The sequence below is a fragment of the Sphingomonas sp. ID1715 genome, from assembly GCF_013044515.1.
GTDB lineage: Bacteria > Pseudomonadota > Alphaproteobacteria > Sphingomonadales > Sphingomonadaceae > Sphingomonas_B.
On record NZ_JABEPR010000015.1, the window covers coordinates 12,649 to 31,135 of the forward strand.

General features: G+C 59.1%; 21 protein-coding genes and 1 pseudogene. 15 read left to right on the plus strand and 7 right to left on the minus strand.

Annotated elements, in window-relative coordinates:
- The first annotated feature begins 5 nt into the window (after positions 1–5).
- The 4 genes from HJG53_RS17655 to HJG53_RS17670 all read left to right on the plus strand — a co-directional run bounded on the left by HJG53_RS17655 (position 6) and on the right by HJG53_RS17670 (position 4,270).
- A complete protein-coding gene (locus HJG53_RS17655; RefSeq protein ID WP_017184802.1) occupies positions 6–947 on the plus strand; it encodes a Gfo/Idh/MocA family oxidoreductase in 942 nt (313 codons plus the stop codon).
- A 35-nt stretch (positions 948–982) separates the two neighbouring features.
- Positions 983–1,999, plus strand: coding sequence for an aldo/keto reductase (locus tag HJG53_RS17660; protein ID WP_026002705.1), 1,017 nt, complete (start codon positions 983–985; stop codon positions 1,997–1,999).
- A 9-nt stretch (positions 2,000–2,008) separates the two neighbouring features.
- Positions 2,009–2,644, plus strand: a complete 636-nt coding sequence (locus HJG53_RS17665) for a TetR/AcrR family transcriptional regulator (protein WP_081095131.1) — start codon at positions 2,009–2,011, stop codon at positions 2,642–2,644.
- Positions 2,645–2,818: 174 nt separating this feature from the next.
- Complete coding sequence (locus HJG53_RS17670) at positions 2,819–4,270, plus strand: NAD-dependent succinate-semialdehyde dehydrogenase (protein WP_017184799.1); 1,452 nt, start codon at positions 2,819–2,821, stop codon at positions 4,268–4,270.
- Positions 4,271–4,388: 118 nt separating this feature from the next.
- Here the strand turns inward: HJG53_RS17670 and HJG53_RS19250 are convergent, their stop codons facing one another.
- The 5 genes from HJG53_RS19250 to HJG53_RS17695 all read right to left on the minus strand — a co-directional run bounded on the left by HJG53_RS19250 (position 4,389) and on the right by HJG53_RS17695 (position 8,792).
- A complete protein-coding gene (locus HJG53_RS19250) occupies positions 4,389–4,637 on the minus strand; it encodes a transposase (RefSeq protein WP_017184798.1) in 249 nt (82 codons plus the stop codon).
- Between the two features lie 136 nt (positions 4,638–4,773).
- On the minus strand, positions 4,774–5,814 hold the full coding sequence (gene moaA, locus HJG53_RS17680; protein ID WP_051034329.1) for a GTP 3',8-cyclase MoaA: 1,041 nt from the start codon (positions 5,812–5,814) through the stop codon (positions 4,774–4,776).
- A gap of 62 nt (positions 5,815–5,876) precedes the next feature.
- Complete coding sequence (locus HJG53_RS17685) at positions 5,877–6,359, minus strand: MarR family winged helix-turn-helix transcriptional regulator (protein ID WP_017184796.1); 483 nt, start codon at positions 6,357–6,359, stop codon at positions 5,877–5,879.
- Positions 6,360–6,534: 175 nt separating this feature from the next.
- Positions 6,535–7,527 carry an ABC transporter substrate-binding protein gene (locus tag HJG53_RS17690; RefSeq protein ID WP_017184795.1) on the minus strand — a complete coding sequence of 331 codons (993 nt, stop codon included), beginning with the start codon at positions 7,525–7,527 and terminating at the stop codon, positions 6,535–6,537.
- Between the two features lie 2 nt (positions 7,528–7,529).
- A complete protein-coding gene (locus HJG53_RS17695) occupies positions 7,530–8,792 on the minus strand; it encodes a Gfo/Idh/MocA family protein (RefSeq protein ID WP_230461514.1) in 1,263 nt (420 codons plus the stop codon).
- Between the two features lie 108 nt (positions 8,793–8,900).
- Here HJG53_RS17695 and HJG53_RS17700 point away from each other — a divergent pair, with 108 nt between their 5' ends.
- From HJG53_RS17700 to HJG53_RS17750, 11 genes are all read left to right on the plus strand, one after another.
- On the plus strand, positions 8,901–10,184 hold the full coding sequence (locus tag HJG53_RS17700) for a Rieske 2Fe-2S domain-containing protein (RefSeq protein ID WP_225900033.1): 1,284 nt from the start codon (positions 8,901–8,903) through the stop codon (positions 10,182–10,184).
- Positions 10,184–11,047: a carboxylating nicotinate-nucleotide diphosphorylase gene (gene nadC, locus HJG53_RS17705; protein ID WP_017184792.1), complete on the plus strand. Its 864-nt coding sequence runs from the start codon at positions 10,184–10,186 to the stop codon at positions 11,045–11,047. Before HJG53_RS17700 ends, nadC begins: the two co-directional genes overlap by 1 nt.
- An 80-nt stretch (positions 11,048–11,127) precedes the next feature.
- Positions 11,128–11,442 carry a 2Fe-2S iron-sulfur cluster-binding protein gene (locus tag HJG53_RS17710; RefSeq protein WP_037478039.1) on the plus strand — a complete coding sequence of 105 codons (315 nt, stop codon included), beginning with the start codon at positions 11,128–11,130 and terminating at the stop codon, positions 11,440–11,442.
- A 106-nt stretch (positions 11,443–11,548) separates the two neighbouring features.
- The gene (locus HJG53_RS17715) at positions 11,549–12,781 is read left to right on the plus strand and encodes an NAD(P)/FAD-dependent oxidoreductase (protein ID WP_017184790.1); all 1,233 of its coding nucleotides are present in this window, start codon (positions 11,549–11,551) and stop codon (positions 12,779–12,781) included.
- Between the two features lie 193 nt (positions 12,782–12,974).
- The gene (locus HJG53_RS17720) at positions 12,975–13,301 is read left to right on the plus strand and encodes a hypothetical protein (protein WP_368039609.1); all 327 of its coding nucleotides are present in this window, start codon (positions 12,975–12,977) and stop codon (positions 13,299–13,301) included.
- Between the two features lie 10 nt (positions 13,302–13,311).
- Positions 13,312–13,710: a hypothetical protein gene (locus tag HJG53_RS17725; protein WP_225900034.1), complete on the plus strand. Its 399-nt coding sequence runs from the start codon at positions 13,312–13,314 to the stop codon at positions 13,708–13,710.
- Between the two features lie 117 nt (positions 13,711–13,827).
- The gene (locus HJG53_RS17730; RefSeq protein ID WP_161489738.1) at positions 13,828–14,220 is read left to right on the plus strand and encodes a transposase; all 393 of its coding nucleotides are present in this window, start codon (positions 13,828–13,830) and stop codon (positions 14,218–14,220) included.
- Positions 14,217–14,573: an IS66 family insertion sequence element accessory protein TnpB gene (gene tnpB, locus HJG53_RS17735; protein WP_037472583.1), complete on the plus strand. Its 357-nt coding sequence runs from the start codon at positions 14,217–14,219 to the stop codon at positions 14,571–14,573. The genes HJG53_RS17730 and tnpB overlap by 4 nt, the downstream gene beginning before the upstream one ends.
- Positions 14,574–14,844: 271 nt before the next feature.
- Positions 14,845–16,236: an IS66 family transposase gene (locus HJG53_RS17740; protein ID WP_368039610.1), complete on the plus strand. Its 1,392-nt coding sequence runs from the start codon at positions 14,845–14,847 to the stop codon at positions 16,234–16,236.
- Positions 16,233–16,826, plus strand: a complete 594-nt coding sequence (locus HJG53_RS17745) for a plasmid pRiA4b ORF-3 family protein (protein WP_237748752.1) — start codon at positions 16,233–16,235, stop codon at positions 16,824–16,826. The genes HJG53_RS17740 and HJG53_RS17745 overlap by 4 nt, the downstream gene beginning before the upstream one ends.
- A gap of 141 nt (positions 16,827–16,967) precedes the next feature.
- Positions 16,968–17,237, plus strand: a complete 270-nt coding sequence (locus HJG53_RS17750; RefSeq protein ID WP_017184787.1) for a hypothetical protein — start codon at positions 16,968–16,970, stop codon at positions 17,235–17,237.
- On the opposite strand, the pseudogene HJG53_RS17755 reads toward HJG53_RS17750, so the two are convergent.
- Positions 17,234–18,193, minus strand: a pseudogene (locus HJG53_RS17755) (hypothetical protein); the annotation flags it as partial. The gene HJG53_RS17750 and the pseudogene HJG53_RS17755 overlap by 4 nt on opposite strands.
- A gap of 172 nt (positions 18,194–18,365) precedes the next feature.
- The coding region (locus HJG53_RS17760) for an ATP-binding protein (RefSeq protein ID WP_171132689.1) at positions 18,366–18,487 on the minus strand (122 nt) is incomplete at its 5' end.

Here is an 18,487-nt window from a genome sequence, read left to right on the forward strand (position 1 = left end):
CACATATGCGGATTGCACTGGCTGGTGCGGGCGCCTTTGGCGAGAAGCACCTGGATGGCCTCAAGAACATCGATGGCGTGACCGTCACTTCGCTGGTCGGCCGCGAGCTGGAGCCGACCCGGGCGATAGCCGAGAAATACGGTGTCGGCCACGTCACTACAGAACTCGATGAAACGCTTGCCCGCGACGACGTCGATGCGGTCATTCTATGCACGCCTACGCAGATGCACGCTAAGCAAGCTATTGCCTGCATGGAGGCAGGCAAGCATGTCGAGGTAGAGATTCCGCTGGCGGACAGCTGGGCAGACGCGCAAGCGGTCCTGGCCAAGCAGAAGGAAACGGGTCTGGTCTGCATGGTGGGCCACACCCGTCGGTTCAATCCGTCGCACCAATATGTGCACAACAAGATCCGGGCCGGAGAACTGAACGTCCAGCAGATGGACGTCCAGACCTATTTTTTTCGCCGCAAGAACATCAACGCGAAGGGTGAGCCGCGTAGCTGGACGGACCATCTGCTGTGGCATCATGCCGCGCATACGGTGGACCTTTTCGCCTATCAGGCCGGAAAGATCGTCGAGGCACATGCGCTGCAGGGGCCAATCCATGCGGAACTTGGGATCGCGATGGATATGTCGATCCAATTGAAGAGCGAAACCGGCGCTATCTGCACCCTTTCGCTGTCGTTCAATAATGACGGACCGCTCGGCACTTATTTCCGGTATATCTGCGATAACGGCACCTACATCGCGCGCTACGACGACCTGGTGAACGGCAAGGAGGAGCCGATCGACGTTTCCCAGGTGGATGTGTCGATGAACGGCATCGAGTTACAGGATCGTGAGTTCGTCGCGGCCATCCGCGAGGGTCGCGAGCCCAATTCCTCAGTCGCCGGCGTATTCGATTGCTATCGCGTGCTTGGCGAACTGGAAGCGCAGCTTGTCCGCTGATCCCTTCGCGCTACCACAGGCAGGAAGAGCATAGTATGACCGCGACCCTTCCAAAGCGCGCTTTAGGCCCGTTTTCCGTGTCAGCAATTGGTCTTGGCTGCATGAACCTTTCGCATGGGTATCAGCCGCGTCCCGAGGCTGAAGCAGCTGAACGGCTACTGTTACATGCGTTGGATAGAGGCGTCACGTTCTTCGATACGGCTGCTCTCTACGGGTTCGGAGCAAATGAGACGCTGATCGGGCGTGCCTTGGGACATCGCCGCAAGGATTTCGTCCTTGCCAGCAAATGCGCGCTTGGCGAGATCAATGGAAAACGCGGTCTCGACGGTTCGGCGGCGGCGATCACGCAGACATTGGATGAAGCATTGATACGATTGAGGACCGATGTCATCGACCTCTACTATCTTCACCGCCTCGATCCGAAGGTACCGATGGAAGAGTCGGTCGGCGCCCTGTCGCGGGCAGTGGAGGCAGGAAAAATTCGCACGATCGGTTTGTCGGAAGTATCGGCAGAAACGATCCGCGCGGTACATGCGATCCATCCGGTGACAGCTGTCCAGACCGAATATTCGCCCTGGACGCGCAATGTGGAACTTGCCGTACTCGATTGCTGCGAGGAGCTCGGGATTGGCTTTATCGCCTTCTCGCCTCTGGCTCGCGGCTTGTTGGCGGGAAGTGTGGGTACGGCAGGTTTCCAGCAAGGCGACCTGAGAGCCGCGATGCCGCGGTTCCAGGAACCTCATTTGACGCGGAACCTCGGGCTTTATGATCAGATGGCTGGGTTGGCCCGGGCTGCAGATTGCACTCCGGCGCAGCTCTGCCTCGCCTGGCTGCTTTCAAAGCGCGACTTCGTCGTTCCGATCCCCGGGACCACGAACATTGATCATCTCGATGAAATTCTGGATACCCTGTCGTTGACCATCTCCGAGGTCGTGTTTGACCAAGTGGACGCCCTTTTCGCTTTTGGCGCCGTTTCGGGACCTCGTTATTCAAAGGAAGCCCAATCGCAAATTGGTACCGAGATTTGGGAGGGTGAGCCGCTTGCCAGCTAGACTGTTCAGGTGAAACGGGTCGTTCGGGACCGGCGACGCAGGGTCGCGGCCGCAGTTCGCCGGCCGGCCGGTGCCCCGCCCGGTCCGAGGAAGGCTCAGCTTCGGCGCGTCGAAATTCTGGAAGCGGCGAGGCGATTGTTTGTTGAGCGAGGCTATGACGCGACGACGATGGATGACGTTTGCGTTGAAACTGGCCTCGCTAAGGGCACACTTTACCATTATTTTTCAAGTAAGACCGAATTGCGTGCGGCACTTCGGGACAACTTCTGCAACATGATATTGAACCGTGTCAAAAGCAGGATCAGTCTTTGCGAATCCGACGATTTTTTCACGCGGATCGATCTTCTGGTCGAGACGGCGGTGGAAAGTTATCTGGACACGCCCGAGTTGCGGGATGTGATCTTCTTCAGTGGGGATACGCCGCTCAGATCCGTGGCCGTGAACGACGGGCTTGTGGGCTATATCAGCGATCTGCTTTCACAAGGAACGCTGGAGGGCGCATGGTGTGTGGATGATCCCCACGCGCTATCAACGCTGATCTATTATAGCATCCATGCGATCGCAGACGATGCCTTGATGAGCGGTGCGCGACGCCCTCGAAGCGCGGTGCGTGTCTCGAAACTGGTCGCTATCACGCCGGACTAACGCTTCTCATCTGGTTTCGCGCAATCAAGATTCCGCGAGTATCGTCGGGCGTTTACATGCATCAGCTATCAGAATGGATGGCTTCTCATCAAATGAGAGTGTCCATACCGCGAAGGCATCCATCGGCCGGATTTGTTAGGGAATGCCAAACTGGATTTCAGGGAAATAGCAAACGTGAATCTTAGCCTTGCGGAGCCAAAACTGCTCCGGGCGCAAGCTTTTGTCGATGGCGCATGGATCGACGGCGAAGCGCGAATCGACGTCTTGAATCCGGCAGACAGCTCCTTGGTCGGCTCGGTCCCGGATCTCGGGTATCGCGAGGCCGAAGGTGCCGTCGACGCGGCCTATCGTGCCTTGACCGATTGGCGAAAAGCTACAGGCAAGCAGCGGGCCGCGATTTTGCGGCGCTGGTATGATCTGGTGCTCGTCCATACGGATGATCTGGCGCGCCTTCTGACGGCCGAGCAAGGCAAACCGTTGCACGAGGCCAAGGCCGAGGTGGTGTATGCGGCATCGTTCATCGAATGGTTCGCGGAGGAGGCGAAGCGTGTGAACGGAGATGTCTTAGCACCTCATGCGGCCGACCACCGTCTCCTGGTGCGACGCGAACCCGTGGGTGTGGTAGGCGCTGTAACACCCTGGAATTTTCCGCTCGCCATGATCACCCGAAAGGCAGCGCCAGCTCTGGCTGCCGGCTGTACCATGGTGCTGAAGCCGTCGGAATTGACGCCGCTTTCAGCGCTCGCTTTGGCGTGGCTGGCCGACCAGGCCGGAGTGCCGGCGGGAGTTTTCAATATCGTGACCGGTCAGCCCGCGCCGATCGGCGATGTGCTGACGGCTGACAAGCGCGTTCGCAAGTTCACCTTCACTGGTTCGACAGGCGTTGGCAAGATGCTCGCCGCCCGTTGTATGAGCACCGTGAAGAAGGTTTCCCTCGAATTGGGTGGAAACGCGCCGTTCATTGTCTTTGATGATGCGAAACTCGACGATGCGGTTGAAGGCGCAATAGCATCAAAGTTCCGGAATTCAGGTCAGACCTGCGTCTGCACAAATCGCATTCTGGTCCAATCCGGCGTTTATGAAGCCTTTTCCCGGCAGCTGGCGGCACGTGTTCGCGCGCTTGCCGTCGGGCCGGGTCTTTCGACCGGCGCGGATCAGGGGCCATTGATCGATGAACGTGCCGTTGCAAAGGTCGAAAGCCATATCGAAGACGGCGTCAAACATGGTGCCAGGATATTGACCGGAGGGCGACGAGTGCCCGGGGCAGGCCATTTCTTCGAGCCGACCGTTCTCGTAGATGTTTCGCCGGATGCTCTCCTATGTCGGGAGGAAACCTTTGGCCCCCTTGCCGGCCTCGTCCGTTTCCAGACAGAGGATGAGGCGATCAATTTGGCGAATGCCACGGACAGCGGCTTGGCGGCTTATGTATACACGCAATCCCTTGAGCGCAGTTGGAAGGTGAGTGAGGCTCTTGAATATGGGATGGTTGGGCTCAACACCGGCCTGATTTCGACGGAGGTCGCGCCTTTCGGTGGGGTGAAGGAATCCGGTCTCGGGCGGGAAGGATCACGATATGGGATCGATGAGTATCTCAATTTGAAATTCGTCTGTCATCAGATCGGTTAGGACGCATCCGATTCCAAGCGTTTCTTTAGAACTGGATTGTCAAAGAGAAACGGCAAAAAACGAACGCGCTGGCTGTTGATGACAGGCCGTTACTACGGTAGCTGAATCGACCGCGCGATTAAGCTCGTGCGACAGTCGAACAACGTAGTGCGTACGAGCTTATCATGGCGAAGAAGACCGACATTATCAACGAATATGAAGCAGCGGCTGTCGCCTTACGCCACCTATATAGCGTCTGTTCGGCAATCCCGATCTGACGACAGGCCTCGTCGGTGGTCCCGCCTCGCCCGACAATCACATCAACCTCACGCAGCTTCGCGATGATCTGTTCCGGCGTAAATCGCTGACGTCCCATATATTTCTCCATTCCTTTCGCCCGCTCGGGCTCTCTTCAGAAATGGACCAATTTTCTCAAGGCAGACCAATTTTATGAAAATCAATCGACCAGCCGCGCAAAAAGTAACGGCCATACTGCGTCGGCGAACAAAAGATCATGGAGGCGCTCAACCGCCAGTGACGTTCATATGGCGTTCGACAGCCGGCTGTGATCGCGCAATGTCGAACTCGTGGCGGAGTGGCTTGGCGGTCATTACGGCATCCAGCGCCGCGTCGATCGCATCCCGGCCACCAACACGCATCGCATCGCGCAGTTCGATGCGCTGGTCGCGGCCGAGACAACCAAAAATGGTGCCAGTAGCCGATATGCGGATGCGGTTGCAGCCGGCGCAGAAATTGTCGGTGAGGGGCGTAATGAAGCCTATCCGCCGACTGGTTTCGGCAACGTCATAATAGCGCGCCGGTCCGCCGGTTCGGTGGAGCGACGGAATCAGGACATATTCGCGCGCCAGCCGACGTTTCACGAGGTCGAGGGGCAGATAATGATTGGTCCGGTCTTCTTCCACCGCACCCAACGGCATCGTCTCGATCAGCGAGAGATCGAATCCCCGTTCGCCGCACCAGCCAACCATTGTTCCGATTTCATCTTCGTTGAGCGCCTTGAGCGCAACCATGTTGATCTTCACGGCGAGGCCCGCGTCTTGCGCGGCGGCGATCCCGGCCAACACCTGGTCCAGGTCGCCGCGCCGGGTGATCGCCCGGAAGCGCTCGTGGTCGAGGCTGTCGAGGCTGATGTTGAGTCTGCGAATGCCATATCGATGGAGGTCGCGCGCGACTGTGGCGAGCTGGGTAGCGTTGGTTGTCATCGTCAGCTCATCAAGGCCGTTGCCGATGTGTTGGCCGATCGCCTCCACCAACCCGACGATGCCGCGACGGACCAGAGGCTCGCCACCGGTCAGGCGGATGCGTCGCACACCTCGCGCGATCAGGGCATCGGCCAGTTCCGCCAGTTCCTCCAGGGTGAGGAGGTCCTGGCGCGGCAGGAACTCCATGCGCTCGGCCATGCAATAACGGCAGCGCAGGTCGCACCGATCGGTGACGGACAGGCGGACATAAGTGATCGTTCGGCCGAAACGGTCGGTCAGGCTGCGCCAAGGCTTCCCTCTATCGGGAGTTGGAGTGGCCGTGAGGCCTTCCCGTTCAGCCATGGCGCACACGTCCCTCCCTGTTCATGGCCTGTTGCCCCTGATCCAGGGATGATGTGGAGGAGTCATCCTTCGTCAGCAGGCTTCGCAGGCAGCCTATCAAATTCGGCAGCGAGATTGGCTGATATGCGCTCGAGGACCGATCGACAGATTTCAACTTCGCGCGGCTCGATGCCAGCAACAGCGACCTTGTTGATGTCGATCGCGTATTGCATCAGCTCCTTTTCGAGCGCACGGCCATGATCTGTAAGAGTAATCCGCAATTTTCGACGATCATCCTTGTCCTTGGCGCGTTGCACCAGCCCTTGCCGAAGCATGGCGTTTATCATGGCGACCGTCGTATTTTCGGTGACGTTAGTCATGTCGCTCAGATATTTTTGGGTCACCCCGTCCCTGAGCCATAGGACACGAAGATAGTACCAGAAACCGGTTTTGAGTTCGTGCTTGGCCAAATAGGCACTCAAGAGCCGATCGAACCGTCGGTGGCAGCGCCGAACCTGATAGCCCAAACTCAGTTCCGGATCGAGTTTGGGGGCGTGCTTCGACATCTGTTCACTCCTGACGGGTTCAACCGATCCTCCACTCGCACAGACGCCGCACGAACGCATCGCAAAACCGTACCCGGCACCCGAAACCCATATTCCTATGATGGTCCTCGGGATATTAAACGTGTCCCGAGGACCATCATGTGAGCAGTAGACTGGCCTCGTGCAGGATGGTTTCTTAGATGCGGAACTCGGCGAAAGTCTCGGGCGCGAACATCTCTTCTATGGTGAGCTGGCGGGGCGACAGGCCCTGCTCGTGATGGTAACGCGTGAATGTCTCGATGACGTGGCGGTTCTTTTCGATGCCATAGGGCCACCATTCCCTGCCCATCGTAGCAATAGTGTCCTCCACTGCGGCGATCTGCCATGGCAACATCGTTTTCAGCGATGCCGACACCAACAATTGTTCATAGCTCAACCGCTGGGCTTCTACGAATGCCTTGTAAAGCGCCTGAGCAATCCATCGATTCTTCTCATACACGTCTCGCCGGATGGCCACGACATGCATGATCGGGAAGATTCCTGTCTTCGCGAAATAGGCTTTTTCAACGTCCACAAAATTGGGGAAGAGGCGCCGAACCTTGCCCGGCTCCGAATAGAAGGTCGACGGCGCCCGCGCAGTATGCAGCGCATCGATCTCTCCATCCGCCAGCATGCGCTTCAAGGTCTGGGTGGGTCCGATCGGCTCGACCTTGAACTTGTCGGGTAGATTGAGCTTCAGCTTCTCCTCGCGCCCCGGCTCCTCTTCACCACCCGTGACGTAGGTGACCGACGCAGGATCAATGCCATACTCGTCCTGCAGGATGCCGCGGATCCAGACCGGAGCCGTCATCTGATATTCAGGCACGCCGATCCGCTTGCCGACGAGATCCTCGGGCTTTTCGATGCCGCTTTTGGCGGAGACGAAAATGCAGGAGTGGCGGAAGAAGCGCGAAGGAAAGACGGGAATGGCGATGAAGCCAGGATTCTCGCGGCCCAGGGTCACGCAATAGGACGACATCGACAGTTCAGCGACATCGAATTCTCGATTGCGCAGCATGCGGAAGAAGGTTTCCTCGACATCCAGAACCTGAAAGTTGAGGTCGATGCCGTCGGGCCGGACCGCGCCCGTCTGGAGGGCTTCGGTGCGGTCATAGCCCCAACAGGCGAGGGAAAGGCTCAGTCTGGTCATTGTCACGGTTTCTCCGATAGAGTGTCGAGAAGTTGGTTGGGCGCTACGTCCGTATTGCGTCGGCTCGATTCGAGGAGCGCGACGCAACAGGCCATGGTATCAAGTCCCCAGCGCCCGTCATGGATCGGGCGGCGAATGCCTAGGCAACCGCCGACAAACTCGTCGATGACTTCCTTGCGCGGCAGGGCAGGGGGCTCGATCGGCTGGAAATCGCGTTCGGTGTCCCCATAAATTGAGAGCCCCTTGGGCGACAGTTTCAGGTCCGCGCGGTCGCAGCTGACGATGATGAAACCGAAATGCTCATGATGCGGCGCTGGCGTGTCGGCAGCGACAGCCGGGACGCCGTATGTGCGCTTCAGTTTGGCTTCGATTTCATCCTGCGATGATAGCGTCGCAAGCCTCTTACGCGCCTCGCCGTAGCGATCCGGGTCCTTGTCATAGCCAAGCTCCGCTATCCACCCCACCAGTTCGTCGCTGTCATAATGCGCATATCCGCTATAGGTCAGCGACGCTGCAGCACCGGCTTCAAATGTCACCAGCGCCGTATAGGCGCCTTCGCTCGGGCGGCTGCTATCCCAGTTGGCGGCGACGGCGCGAACAGATGAAACGGGCTGCCCGACAAGGCGGCGCACGACATCGATCTGGTGCGCCGCTTGGCTGTAGACGACGCCGCCGCCACGGGCGCTATCCAGTTCTTCCGGACGCCTGGGCCGGAACATGAAATCGGTGAAGTTGAGCGCCGTGACCATCCGCACGGCACCGAACCTGCCTGAGGCAACCAATTGCGCGGCAGCCTGTACGGGTGCATCGAAGCCGTGGCTGGGTCCGACCACGAGCACCTTGCCGGCATCGGCGGCGGCGCGCTCTATACGCGCGCAATCTGCAAGCGTTGTCGCCATCGGCTTTTCGACCAGCACATGCTTTCCAGCCCGCAGAGCGGCGATGGCCTGCTCGGCATGCAACTCATGCGGGGTGGCTATATAAACCGCATCGATAACCGGCGAATACAAGAGCGCGTCGAGCGTATCGAACGCCGGCGCGCCGAATTCGTCCGCGAAGCGTTCCCGAGCTTCGCGGCGCAGGTCGAAAGCCCCGGCAAGCGCTACGCGAGAATCGGCCTTCAGCGCGGGCAGAGTGAGCATGAAACCCCGGCCGAGCCCAATGATTCCTAGTCGCAACGCATTTGCCATTCTTTGCCTGCCGCTCCCTTCAACCCGAAAATCAGGCTTGAAAAAGCCATTACTACGATATAGAAGTAATTTCAAGGGCGCATCCTGAGGGTGATTCGTCTTCGTGCCAAGCCAAAATGAGGAGGGTAGCTAATGACTCCGGAACAAAATGATCTGCTTTGCCGTGTGGAGGGCGAGGCCCCAATGGGGAAGCTGATGCGGCAGCACTGGTTGCCCGCCTGCATGATCGAGGACGTCGCCGAGCCAGACGGCACGCCGTTGCGTGTTCGCTTGCTGGGTGAGAACATGGTCGTGTTCCGCAATACGGAGGGGCGCATCGGTGCGCTCGACGAGCTGTGCCCGCACCGGCGCGCTTCCCTTGCCTTCGGTCGCAACGAGGAATGCGGCCTGCGTTGCCTTTATCATGGCTGGAAATTCGATGTGGACGGCAATGCCGTCGACATGTCTTCCGAGCCGGTCGATGCAAAGCTACGCGGCACGATGAAGACCAAGGCATATCCGGTGGTAGAATCTGCTGGTTTCGTCTGGGTGTGGATGGGTGACCCGGAAAATGTCATCCCTTTCAGCCCGCCGAACTGGTCGGCCGCGCCGGCTGAGAAGATCAGCATCGTGAAAATGCATGGCGGCTGCAACTGGGCGCAGGTTCTCGAAGGGTCGATCGATTCGGCGCACAGTTCGAGCCTGCATTCATCGAACATGCCGACGGCCACCGAAGTAAGCGGCTCGACGGCTACGGACACCGCGTGGCTTCGCCCGTCGGCCGACAAGGCGCCCAAGATTGAAGTGCAGAAAACGCCGTTCGGCTTTCGTTATGCTGCTATCCGCAAGCCGATCATCGATGCGGACAAGCAGGACTATGTACGCATGACTCTGTTCCAGGCTCCGTTCACGGTGCACATCCCGTCCAACGACCAATATCATCTGTCACAGATGCTGGTTCCGATCGACGATGTGAACACCATGTTCTATTGGATCGCCTGGCATCCGACGAAGGGCATCAGTCAGGATGCCTGGCGCAAGTTCTGCGGGGCGGAGATTGGCAAGGACGTCGAGCCCGTTACCTTCAAAAAGCGGCGCAACGCCGAAAACAACTATCTGCAGGACCGGGCCCTGATGAAAGCCGGCGACTTTACCGGCATCTACGGCATTCCCTGTCAGGACATGGCGATGTGGGAATCGATGGGGCCGATCGCCGACCGCAGCGAGGATCTGCTCGGCTCGAGCGACAAGGCGATCTTCACCTTCCGCACCCAGATGTATCGCGCCGCCCAGGCTGTTCAGAAAGGCGAGCCGGCACTGGGTGCTGTAGAACCGCGCGTGCCACTGGCGAAGCTCATGTCGTTCGAGGGCATGGTCCCCAAGGGCGATGACTGGCGGCTGATCAACGTCTCCGAGGAGGAGAGGCGCTTGACCGGCGTCTTCGCCGACAAGGAAGAAGTTGAAGATCTGGCGGACGCGGTTTCCTGATGCGTGAGTCGGATTTGATCGCGGGCCTGGATCAGCAACAACTCGACAACTTCGTCGATTATGTTCTGAGTGAGGATCTGGGGAGCGGAGACGTCACGAGCCGTGTGTCAGTCCCCGCCAGCGCGCGCTTTTCCGCCGTTCTGGCTGCCCGGCAACCGATAGTGGTTGCCGGGCTCCAGCTGGCAGCCGCGTTTTTCGGTAAGCTCGACCCCGAGGTCGCTATCGAATTCCTGGTGCAGGATGGGGACAATGTTGCCGCTGGGCAGCCCCTCATGCGAATTGCGGGAAGCGCGCAGCTCATGCTCGCGGCCGAGAGGTCCGCTCTCAATACGCTCCAGCACCTGACCGGCATCGCGACGGTGACGCGATCTTATGCCGAAGCGATCGCCGGTACGGATTGCGTCCTTCTCGATACGCGCAAGACAATTCCCGGTCTTCGGGCGATCGAGAAATATGCCGCCAAGGTGGGCGGGGCGCGGAATCATCGCATGCGTCTGGATGACGGTATCCTGATCAAGGACAACCACATCGCCGCCGCTGGCAGCATTGTCGAAGCGGTCAAGGCTGCGAAAGCCGCCAATACCGGGCTGGAAGTCCAGGTCGAGGTTGACGGGATCGAACAAATCGAGCCTGCGCTGATGGCGGGGGCGGATCGTCTGCTTTGCGACAACATGTCTCCTGCCAAGCTCAAAGAGGCCGTCGCCCTTGTCGGCGGCCGCGTCCCCATCGAAGCGTCAGGCGGCGTGCGGCTCGATACGATTAGGGAAATCGCGTCGACTGGCGTCGATTTTGTATCAGTCGGGCGCATCACCCAAAGTGCTCCCGCGGCCGATATCGGATTGGACTACGCGCTTTCCCCATGAGCCTTGCGCGCCAAGGCGGCGTGGAGGTTTTTCAGTCGATAGCAGACTGCCAAAAAGCATATTTGGAAATTAGAGGACTAATGGAGATTACCGTTACAACGCGCACTGGCGAGCGCGTGACCGTCACACCGAATGGCGCAACCACGTTACTGGAAGCGATCCGCGACGCAGGCATCGACGAGTTGCTTGCATTGTGCGGAGGGTGTTGCTCCTGCGCAACCTGCCATATCCAGGTCGATGAAGCGTTTCTCGATCGCTTGCCACCCATGAGTACGGATGAGGACGATCTTCTGGACTCGTCCGAGCACCGTTGCTCAAGATCTCGGTTATCCTGTCAGTTGACTATCTCTGATGCTCTGGACGGACTTTGCATCACGATTGCGCCGGAAGATTGAGGGCACTTGAGTTCGCAAAGAGAGCTCAATCAGGCTCTTGCCGTTAACCGACGGCGTGACAAGCAAAGCACGGCTTATGTAATCCTGTAAGGAAGCTATCTATCCCATGAGCGAGCGGTACGATGTTCTTATTGTTGGGGCCGGGCATGGGGGAGCTCAAGCCGCGCTCGCGCTGCGCCAGCATAAATATGCGGGAAGTGTGGCACTGCTGGGAGATGAGCCAGATCCGCCATATGAACGCCCGCCGCTCTCCAAGGAATATTTCTCAGGCGAAAAGAGCTTCGAAAGAATTCTCATTCGACCTCAGGCAATCTGGGCCGAGCGCGATATCGAGTTGCAGCTCCTGCGACGGGTTGTGGCCGTCGATCCGGCGGAGCAAAATGTTGTGCTCTCCGACGGAAGCCGCATTGGCTATGGCAAGCTGATCTGGGCAACTGGCGGTGCGCCTCGTCGCTTGAGCTGTTCGGGAAGCGATCTCATGGGTGTCCACAACGTCCGCACTCGTGCTGACGCTGACCGCATGCTGGCCGAGACGCCGAAAGTGCAGAATGTCGTGGTGATCGGTGGCGGGTATATCGGCCTCGAGGCGGCTGCGGTACTCGCCAAGCTCGGCAAGCAAGTGACGGTGCTGGAAGCGATGGATCGTGTGCTGGCAAGGGTCGCTGGTGAACCGCTTTCTCGTTTTTATGAGGCTGAACATCGGGCGCATGGCGTTGAGATCCATTTGAACGCCAAAATGGATTGCCTGATTGGACATGATGGATGGGTAACGGGTGTCCGGATGTCTGACGGCTCGGTCTTACCCGCAGACATGGTTGTCGTCGGCATCGGGATCGTTCCGGCCGTAGAGCCATTGATCGCGGCGGGTGCGGCAAGCGGGAACGGGGTAGAAGTCGATGAATTCTGTCAGACTTCGTTGCCGAACATTTACGCGATCGGCGATTGCGCGATCCATGCCAACCCCTTTGCTGGCGGTCAGCGGATCCGGTTGGAGTCAGTTCAGAACGCCAATGACCAGGCCATAACGGCCGCCAGGCATATTGCTGGTGACGCCGCGCCGTACCACGCCGTTCCCTGGTTCTGGTCGAACCAATATGATCTCAAGCTCCAGACTATCGGGCTTAGCTTGGGATACGATGAAGTCGTCGTGCGGGGCCAGAGCGCAGCGCGCAGCTTCACGCTCGTATATCTTAGCAAGGGTAAGGTGCTGGCCCTTGACTGCGTCAACTCTGTGAAGGACTATGTTCAGGGTAAGGCACTCGTTATCACGCAGGCCACTCCTGATAAATCTGTACTTGCAAACCCTGAGATTCCTATCAAGTCACTTTTGGTGAGTTGATAGAACTGTTGTTATAATAACAATTCTGATAAATTTCTGAGTATATACAAAATTAACTGAAACTTTCTCTTTACACATGTGAAGGTTTTTCTTGTATTTTCTAGAATCAGTTTGGCAGTACATAGACATAGTTGATATGTATTTTTGATTTCGGGTGGCCGGAATTGCATGTTTTGCGACGAAAAGGCAGGTCGTGCCTGCCCGTACTGATTTGCCGCTTACGATGGATAGCATCATGCACGCCTCCGTCCTTATCATCCTGCATGAGGGTCATAAGATGCTCCAGGTCCACGCAAGCGAGGCGGCTTCCTGGAAGGCACTCCTGGGTTTTGTAGAGCAGCAATGGCAGGCCCGCTTCGGTTCGCTTTTGCCACCTCTGGACGAAACGAAGCGGATTGAGGCGTTTTTCAAGGATGAGGGGGATTACCTGATCGGCAAGGTGGACGTATCGGAAATCCGGCAACAAATCGAAGACCAAGACAGCAACGTTCCCGATGCCGGGGAGCAGGTCCGTATTTGAGTGCCTCATATTGGGCGACAGCATCGGGCTGGGGACCGCACGCGCCATCAACGCGAAATATGCCCCCCAGTGCGATGTGCTAGCGGCCGAGCGTGTGCATGCACATCAGATACTTGGATGGCGTTTCCCAACGAAGAAGTACGGCGCATGCGTCTTTTCGGTCGGATCCAACGACGATGCAAGGTCTGATCTCGCCGCCAGGCTGACGAGTATCCGTATCCGGACCATCTGCCATCGGGTCATTTGGCTTCTTCCTTACAGTCGTCAACATGCCTACATTGTGAACTCGGTCGCTGCGACCTATGCTGATGAGACGATCGATCTGCTGCGCTTTCCGACGCGGGATCGGATACACCCGACGCGCTACGACCTCGTAGCGCGGGTACTACTGCGGTCGGACCCGGACTGACGCGCACGCATCTTCTGCATCGCGTTGCAACGCCGACCTTTGGTAAGCGCCGACGGAACGTGACCTTGTTGCCGGCACCGGAATAGGAAAGCTCGCGGCCTTTAAGGAGGCATGAGCATGGACATCGAGCAGTCAAACGAGCCTCGTATGAGCGGTCGCGGTGATGGCGGAGTGCTTGTACGGGTGGAGCGGCGTCGGAACTGGAGCGACGAGGAGAAGCTGGCGATCCTGAAGGAGACGACGGCGCCGGGGGCGATCGTCTCGGCCGTGGCTCGGCGGCACAGCGTTGGAACAGGCCAGCTTTATACCTGGCGCAAGCAACTGCTCCGCGGAGCCATGGCAGGCTTCGCGCCTGTCGAACTGGCATCGTCGTCGCCGTCGGCCAAAGCTCGGGAAGCTGGGCGGATCGAGGTTCGAGGGCGGTGCGGCCTGACGGTGTCGGTGGATGGCGAAGTTGATCGGGCGGTCCTGAAACAGGTGCTCGATGTCCTGCGGGAGCTGGATCATTGAGCCTGGCGTTCCCGCCTTCGACGAAAATCTATCTGTCGCTGTCGCCGTGCGACATGCGCAAGGGTTTTGACGGGCTGTCGGCGCAAGTGCGCAATATCCTTCAGCTCGATCCATTCTCGGGAGCGGTCTTCCTGTTCCGCGGCAAGCGGGGCGACAGGTTGAAGGCTCTGGTCTGGGACGGCTCAGGGCTATGCATGTATGCAAAGCGTCTCGAGCGTGGAAAGTTCGTGTGGCCCCGTGCTCATGAGGGCGCGCTTCGCCTGTCGGCGGCCCAGCTTGCTATGCTCATCGAAGGGCTGAACTGGAAGCAGGCGATAGTCCATGACGAGGTGATCACGCCGAGGCTCGCATAGCCAAAAAGATCAGGAAAACCGCCATTTTATGTAGGTTTTGCCGTGGGCTTCGGCTATGGTTGAGACCATGCGGTTCGCCCTTGATCGCCTCCCCACAGACCCGGTTCTCCTGCAGAAAATGCTGCTGGAGATGGCCGATGTCATGGAGCGGGAACGGGCCGAACTGAGGGCCGCGGAAGCTACGGTCAAAGCCCAGACCTTGCGGATCGAAAAGCTCGAGCATCGTGTCGCGCGGTTGCTGCGCGTCCAGTTCGGCCGCAGCTCCGAGAAAATGGATATCGCCCAGCTGCGGCTGATGTTCGAGGAGGTCGAGGCGCCGGAACCCGCCAACGATGAGGTGCCGGCGGCGCTGGTAGCAAAATCGGCCCGCAAACCTGGCAGCCGCGTTCCGCTTCCGGCGCACTTCCCGCGTCAGACCGTCGATCATCAGCCCAGCCCATGCAGTGGCGGTTGTAACGGACCGTCAGTCCAGATCGACGAGGCCGTCACTGAGGTCCTCGATTATGTCCCGGCGCGCTTCCGCGTCATCCGCCATGTCCGGCCCAGGCTGGTGTGCCGGTCCTGCGAGCAGATCCGCCAGGCGCCCGCCGTCGATCTGCCGCTGCCCAAGGTGATGGCGAGCAGCGCCTTGCTGGCCCACCTCGTCGTCAATCGCTTTGTCGATCACCAGCCCTGGCATCGGCAGTCGGTAATCTTCCGCCGCGTTGGGCTTCACATTGATCGGGATGTGATGAGCCGCTGGGCGCGAAAACTGGCATGGCTGCTGGCGCCGCTGGGCGAGCGGTTGTTCGCCTATATCCGGGAAGCCGCCAAGATCCACGGGGACGACACGCCGGTCACGTTGTTGGGCAATGGCGATGGCAGCCGGACCGGGCACTTCTGGGTGTATCTGCGCGATGATCGTTCAAGCGGTGACATGAGCCCGCCTGCCGTAGCCTTCCGCTTCAGCGCCGATCGTGGCGGAGCGCATCCGGCAGAACATCTCGCCGGCTATCAGGGGTATCTCCAGGCGGACGGTTTTGCTGGCTATAATGCGCTTTACCGCGATCCCAAAACCAAGGCGCCCAGGGACATCGTCGAAGTAGGATGCTGGAGTCACAGTCGCAGGAAATTTACCGACATACTGGAAAAGAGCCCGTCACCGATCGCGGCGGAGGCGGTCGTGCGGATCGCCGAACTCTTCGCCATCGAGCGCGATATCAAGGGTGCGCCACCCGATGAGCGAAGACGCATCCGCCAGAGCAAGGCGGTGCCCAAGCTGGAGGCATTGCGCGTGTGGCTCGAAACCCAGAACCGAGGCCTGTCTTCCGACAGCAATCTGGCGCGGGCTTGTCGCTATCCGCTCAATCGCTGGCAGGCCATGATCCGCTACTGCGATGATGGTCAGCTCGAGATCAGCAACAATCTGGTGGAAAACGCCCTGCGCGGTGTCGCGCTCGGGCGCCGAAACTGGATGTTCGTCGGCTCTATGAAGGGTGGAGAGGCCGCCGCGCTCTTCTACTCTCTGGCCGGTACATGCCGGCTCAACGGCGTCGAGCCCGAGGCGTGGTTCACAGACGTCATTGAGCGCATCGGCAATCACCCGATCAATCGGATCGATGACTTCCTGCCGTGGAAATGGCAGGCATCAAAGCTGACCAACGATCTGGAGAAGGCTGCGTGAGCAACAGCACTATCGTGCGGATGAAGATTACGCTGGACGATGTGACACCGGCCGTGAGCCGAACGCTGGAGGTGCCGCTCAATATCCGCCTCGACCGTCTGCACACCGTCATCCAGACCGCCTTCTCGTGGACGGACTCTCATCTGTGGGAAATGAGCTTCGGGCAGACCGGCTTCGGCATCCCTGATCCTGAATATGGCTTCGACGGGCCGCTCGACGCCCGTAAGGCCACTCTCGCCCAGGTCCTGGCGGATACGAGGCGCAAGACTTTCCGATATCTCTACGACTTTGGCGACGCCTGGGAGCATAGCGTCAAGATCGAGCGCGTCAGCGCGGCCAGCCCGCACCTGACATATCCGCTCATCCTCGATGCAGTAGGCATGCGCCCGCCGGAGGACAGTGGCGGACCATGGGGCTATGCCGAAAAGCTCGAAGCGCTCGGCGATCCCCAGCATGAATATCATGAAGAGGCGCTGGAGACCCTCGGCGACAACCATGATCCCAACGCCAAGCCCGATATCCCTCTGATCGAAGCAAGGCTGGAAACGCTCGCGAAAAAATGGGCGCCACGGACACGCCGGAAAGCCTGACGGGCCGCGTCAACGCCACCTTCCGTCGGCGCTTACGACCTTTGGCATCTGTGCATCTCAGATGAGGCAAGTTCCAATTTTGCGGTACCTGATACTCCGATTAGCCTTTGTGCACGATTATCGGCTATACAGGTTGCTGAGATGCGATATCTGACGGCGATCGAACTGGCGAACTGGATGGCGCTTTATGTCGCTGCCGGTTCGTGCTGCGTGATCGCCATGGCGCTCTCCTGCGCGACGACAATGGTGGAAGTGGTTCGCGAGCGCGGCTGGTCCAGCGTCAATTCCCTTCGGTCCGCCATCCTGTTTGTCCCGAAAATATGGTGGCGCTGGCAAAAGCTGTACCTGACTTCCATGCCTGTGACGCTCGGCATCGTCATTCTCTTCGCCACATCGATGCGCTGGAGCTAGGCGCCCGCCGCGCGACGGACGATAGCGCCGATGCGGCCCGTTTCCACATCCGCCGGTGATACACACACGAGTGGACCAATTTGCGCCATGCGCGGATGAGTGACAGCTTTTGCGGCTAGATACGTCTCATCAGTTGATCCCATGGCTTCCACGATGATCGACCTGATCTCGCCGGTTTCGCGAGAGCGCAGTTCCAGGATGAAGTCAGGCCGGCAGGCGCCGATCGGCGTAAGTGTGTCGAAAACCGGTTTCTCAATGGTGAGGTCGATTCCGATGCGATCGAACGTCCATTGGAGTTTGATCAATTCGCGGAGCACTGCGCGTTCAAATTCGGAATCTACCGGAACGAAGCGTTTCCCTGAGAAAATAGGCTGGGCGTAGGCACGGAGCGGCGCATACCCATGGGCTTCAGGATATTCCCCAGCAACGACGATCGTCAGGTAAGGCCCCTTGATCTGGTTTCCACGGATCGACGGCGATTGGACGCGATTGGCGAGGACAACCGGATCGCTTCCCGGCACATATATGGTGGAGCCGCGGACATCCTGAGCAAATAGGGCCAGGAACGCCTGCGGAGCATGGCCGCGGGGCCAGCCTCGGGCAAGTTCACGCAGACGCGCGTACATGCGTCGGCTGTGTAGCGCCTGAGCATGCGTCCAGAACGCGCGACCCAGTTCAATGCCTGGCGCGATTTCGACTTTTCCGGCCGCAACGGAGAGCACGCGGAATTCGGTTTTGATGGAACGCTCGGCCGTATCGAACGATGGAGGCAGGCAACGATTCAAGCCGGAAAGAGCAAGAAGCCGCCAAAGCAACCGCGCCAGGCGCGGGATCGATGCCTGACGGGTACGATCATCGGTGCTGTCCTCCTCGGGACGTTGGGCAAGCTTCTCGGGCGCGGGGCGCAGAACCTCGAAATAGCCGGCGGGCGGTTCCGCAGGGCTTTCCTGTGTCTGTCAATCGGCGTCCAAAAAGGACCCCCTATCGGCGTCCAAAAGAGACCCCCTTCGTCGAGCAGCGTGACAGGTATGACGGGCGCGCCGTTCGCGCTGGTTGCGGCGTAGGGCGGGCGTAGCCCGACCGGAGGCGCAACCAGCGCGAAGCGTTCTCTGCCGGGTGCCTCGGGCGTCAGCTGCGGTGTTTGAAGCGCCAGCTGTCGTTGCCGGTCTCGACGATGTCGCAGTGGTGGGTAATGCGGTCGAGCAGCGCGGTGGTCATCTTGGGGTCGCCGAAGACAGTCGGCCACTCGC

Excerpts from the sequence above, each read along its gene's own strand:
- HJG53_RS17655 (WP_017184802.1), top strand. The coding sequence starts at position 6 with ATGCGGATTGCACTGGCTGGTGCGGGCGCCTTTGGCGAGAAGCACCTG.
- HJG53_RS17660 (WP_026002705.1), top strand. The coding sequence starts at position 983 with ATGACCGCGACCCTTCCAAAGCGCGCTTTAGGCCCGTTTTCCGTGTCA.
- HJG53_RS19250 (WP_017184798.1), bottom strand. The coding sequence starts at position 4,637 with ATGGAGAAATATATGGGACGTCAGCGATTTACGCCGGAACAGATCATC.
- moaA (WP_051034329.1), bottom strand. The coding sequence starts at position 5,814 with ATGGCTGAACGGGAAGGCCTCACGGCCACTCCAACTCCCGATAGAGGG.
- HJG53_RS17685 (WP_017184796.1), bottom strand. The coding sequence starts at position 6,359 with ATGTCGAAGCACGCCCCCAAACTCGATCCGGAACTGAGTTTGGGCTAT.
- HJG53_RS17690 (WP_017184795.1), bottom strand. The coding sequence starts at position 7,527 with ATGACCAGACTGAGCCTTTCCCTCGCCTGTTGGGGCTATGACCGCACC.
- HJG53_RS17700 (WP_225900033.1), top strand. The coding sequence starts at position 8,901 with ATGGGGAAGCTGATGCGGCAGCACTGGTTGCCCGCCTGCATGATCGAG.
- nadC (WP_017184792.1), top strand. The coding sequence starts at position 10,184 with ATGCGTGAGTCGGATTTGATCGCGGGCCTGGATCAGCAACAACTCGAC.
- HJG53_RS17710 (WP_037478039.1), top strand. The coding sequence starts at position 11,128 with ATGGAGATTACCGTTACAACGCGCACTGGCGAGCGCGTGACCGTCACA.
- HJG53_RS17715 (WP_017184790.1), top strand. The coding sequence starts at position 11,549 with ATGAGCGAGCGGTACGATGTTCTTATTGTTGGGGCCGGGCATGGGGGA.
- HJG53_RS17730 (WP_161489738.1), top strand. The coding sequence starts at position 13,828 with ATGGACATCGAGCAGTCAAACGAGCCTCGTATGAGCGGTCGCGGTGAT.
- HJG53_RS17740 (WP_368039610.1), top strand. The coding sequence starts at position 14,845 with ATGGATATCGCCCAGCTGCGGCTGATGTTCGAGGAGGTCGAGGCGCCG.
- HJG53_RS17750 (WP_017184787.1), top strand. The coding sequence starts at position 16,968 with ATGCGATATCTGACGGCGATCGAACTGGCGAACTGGATGGCGCTTTAT.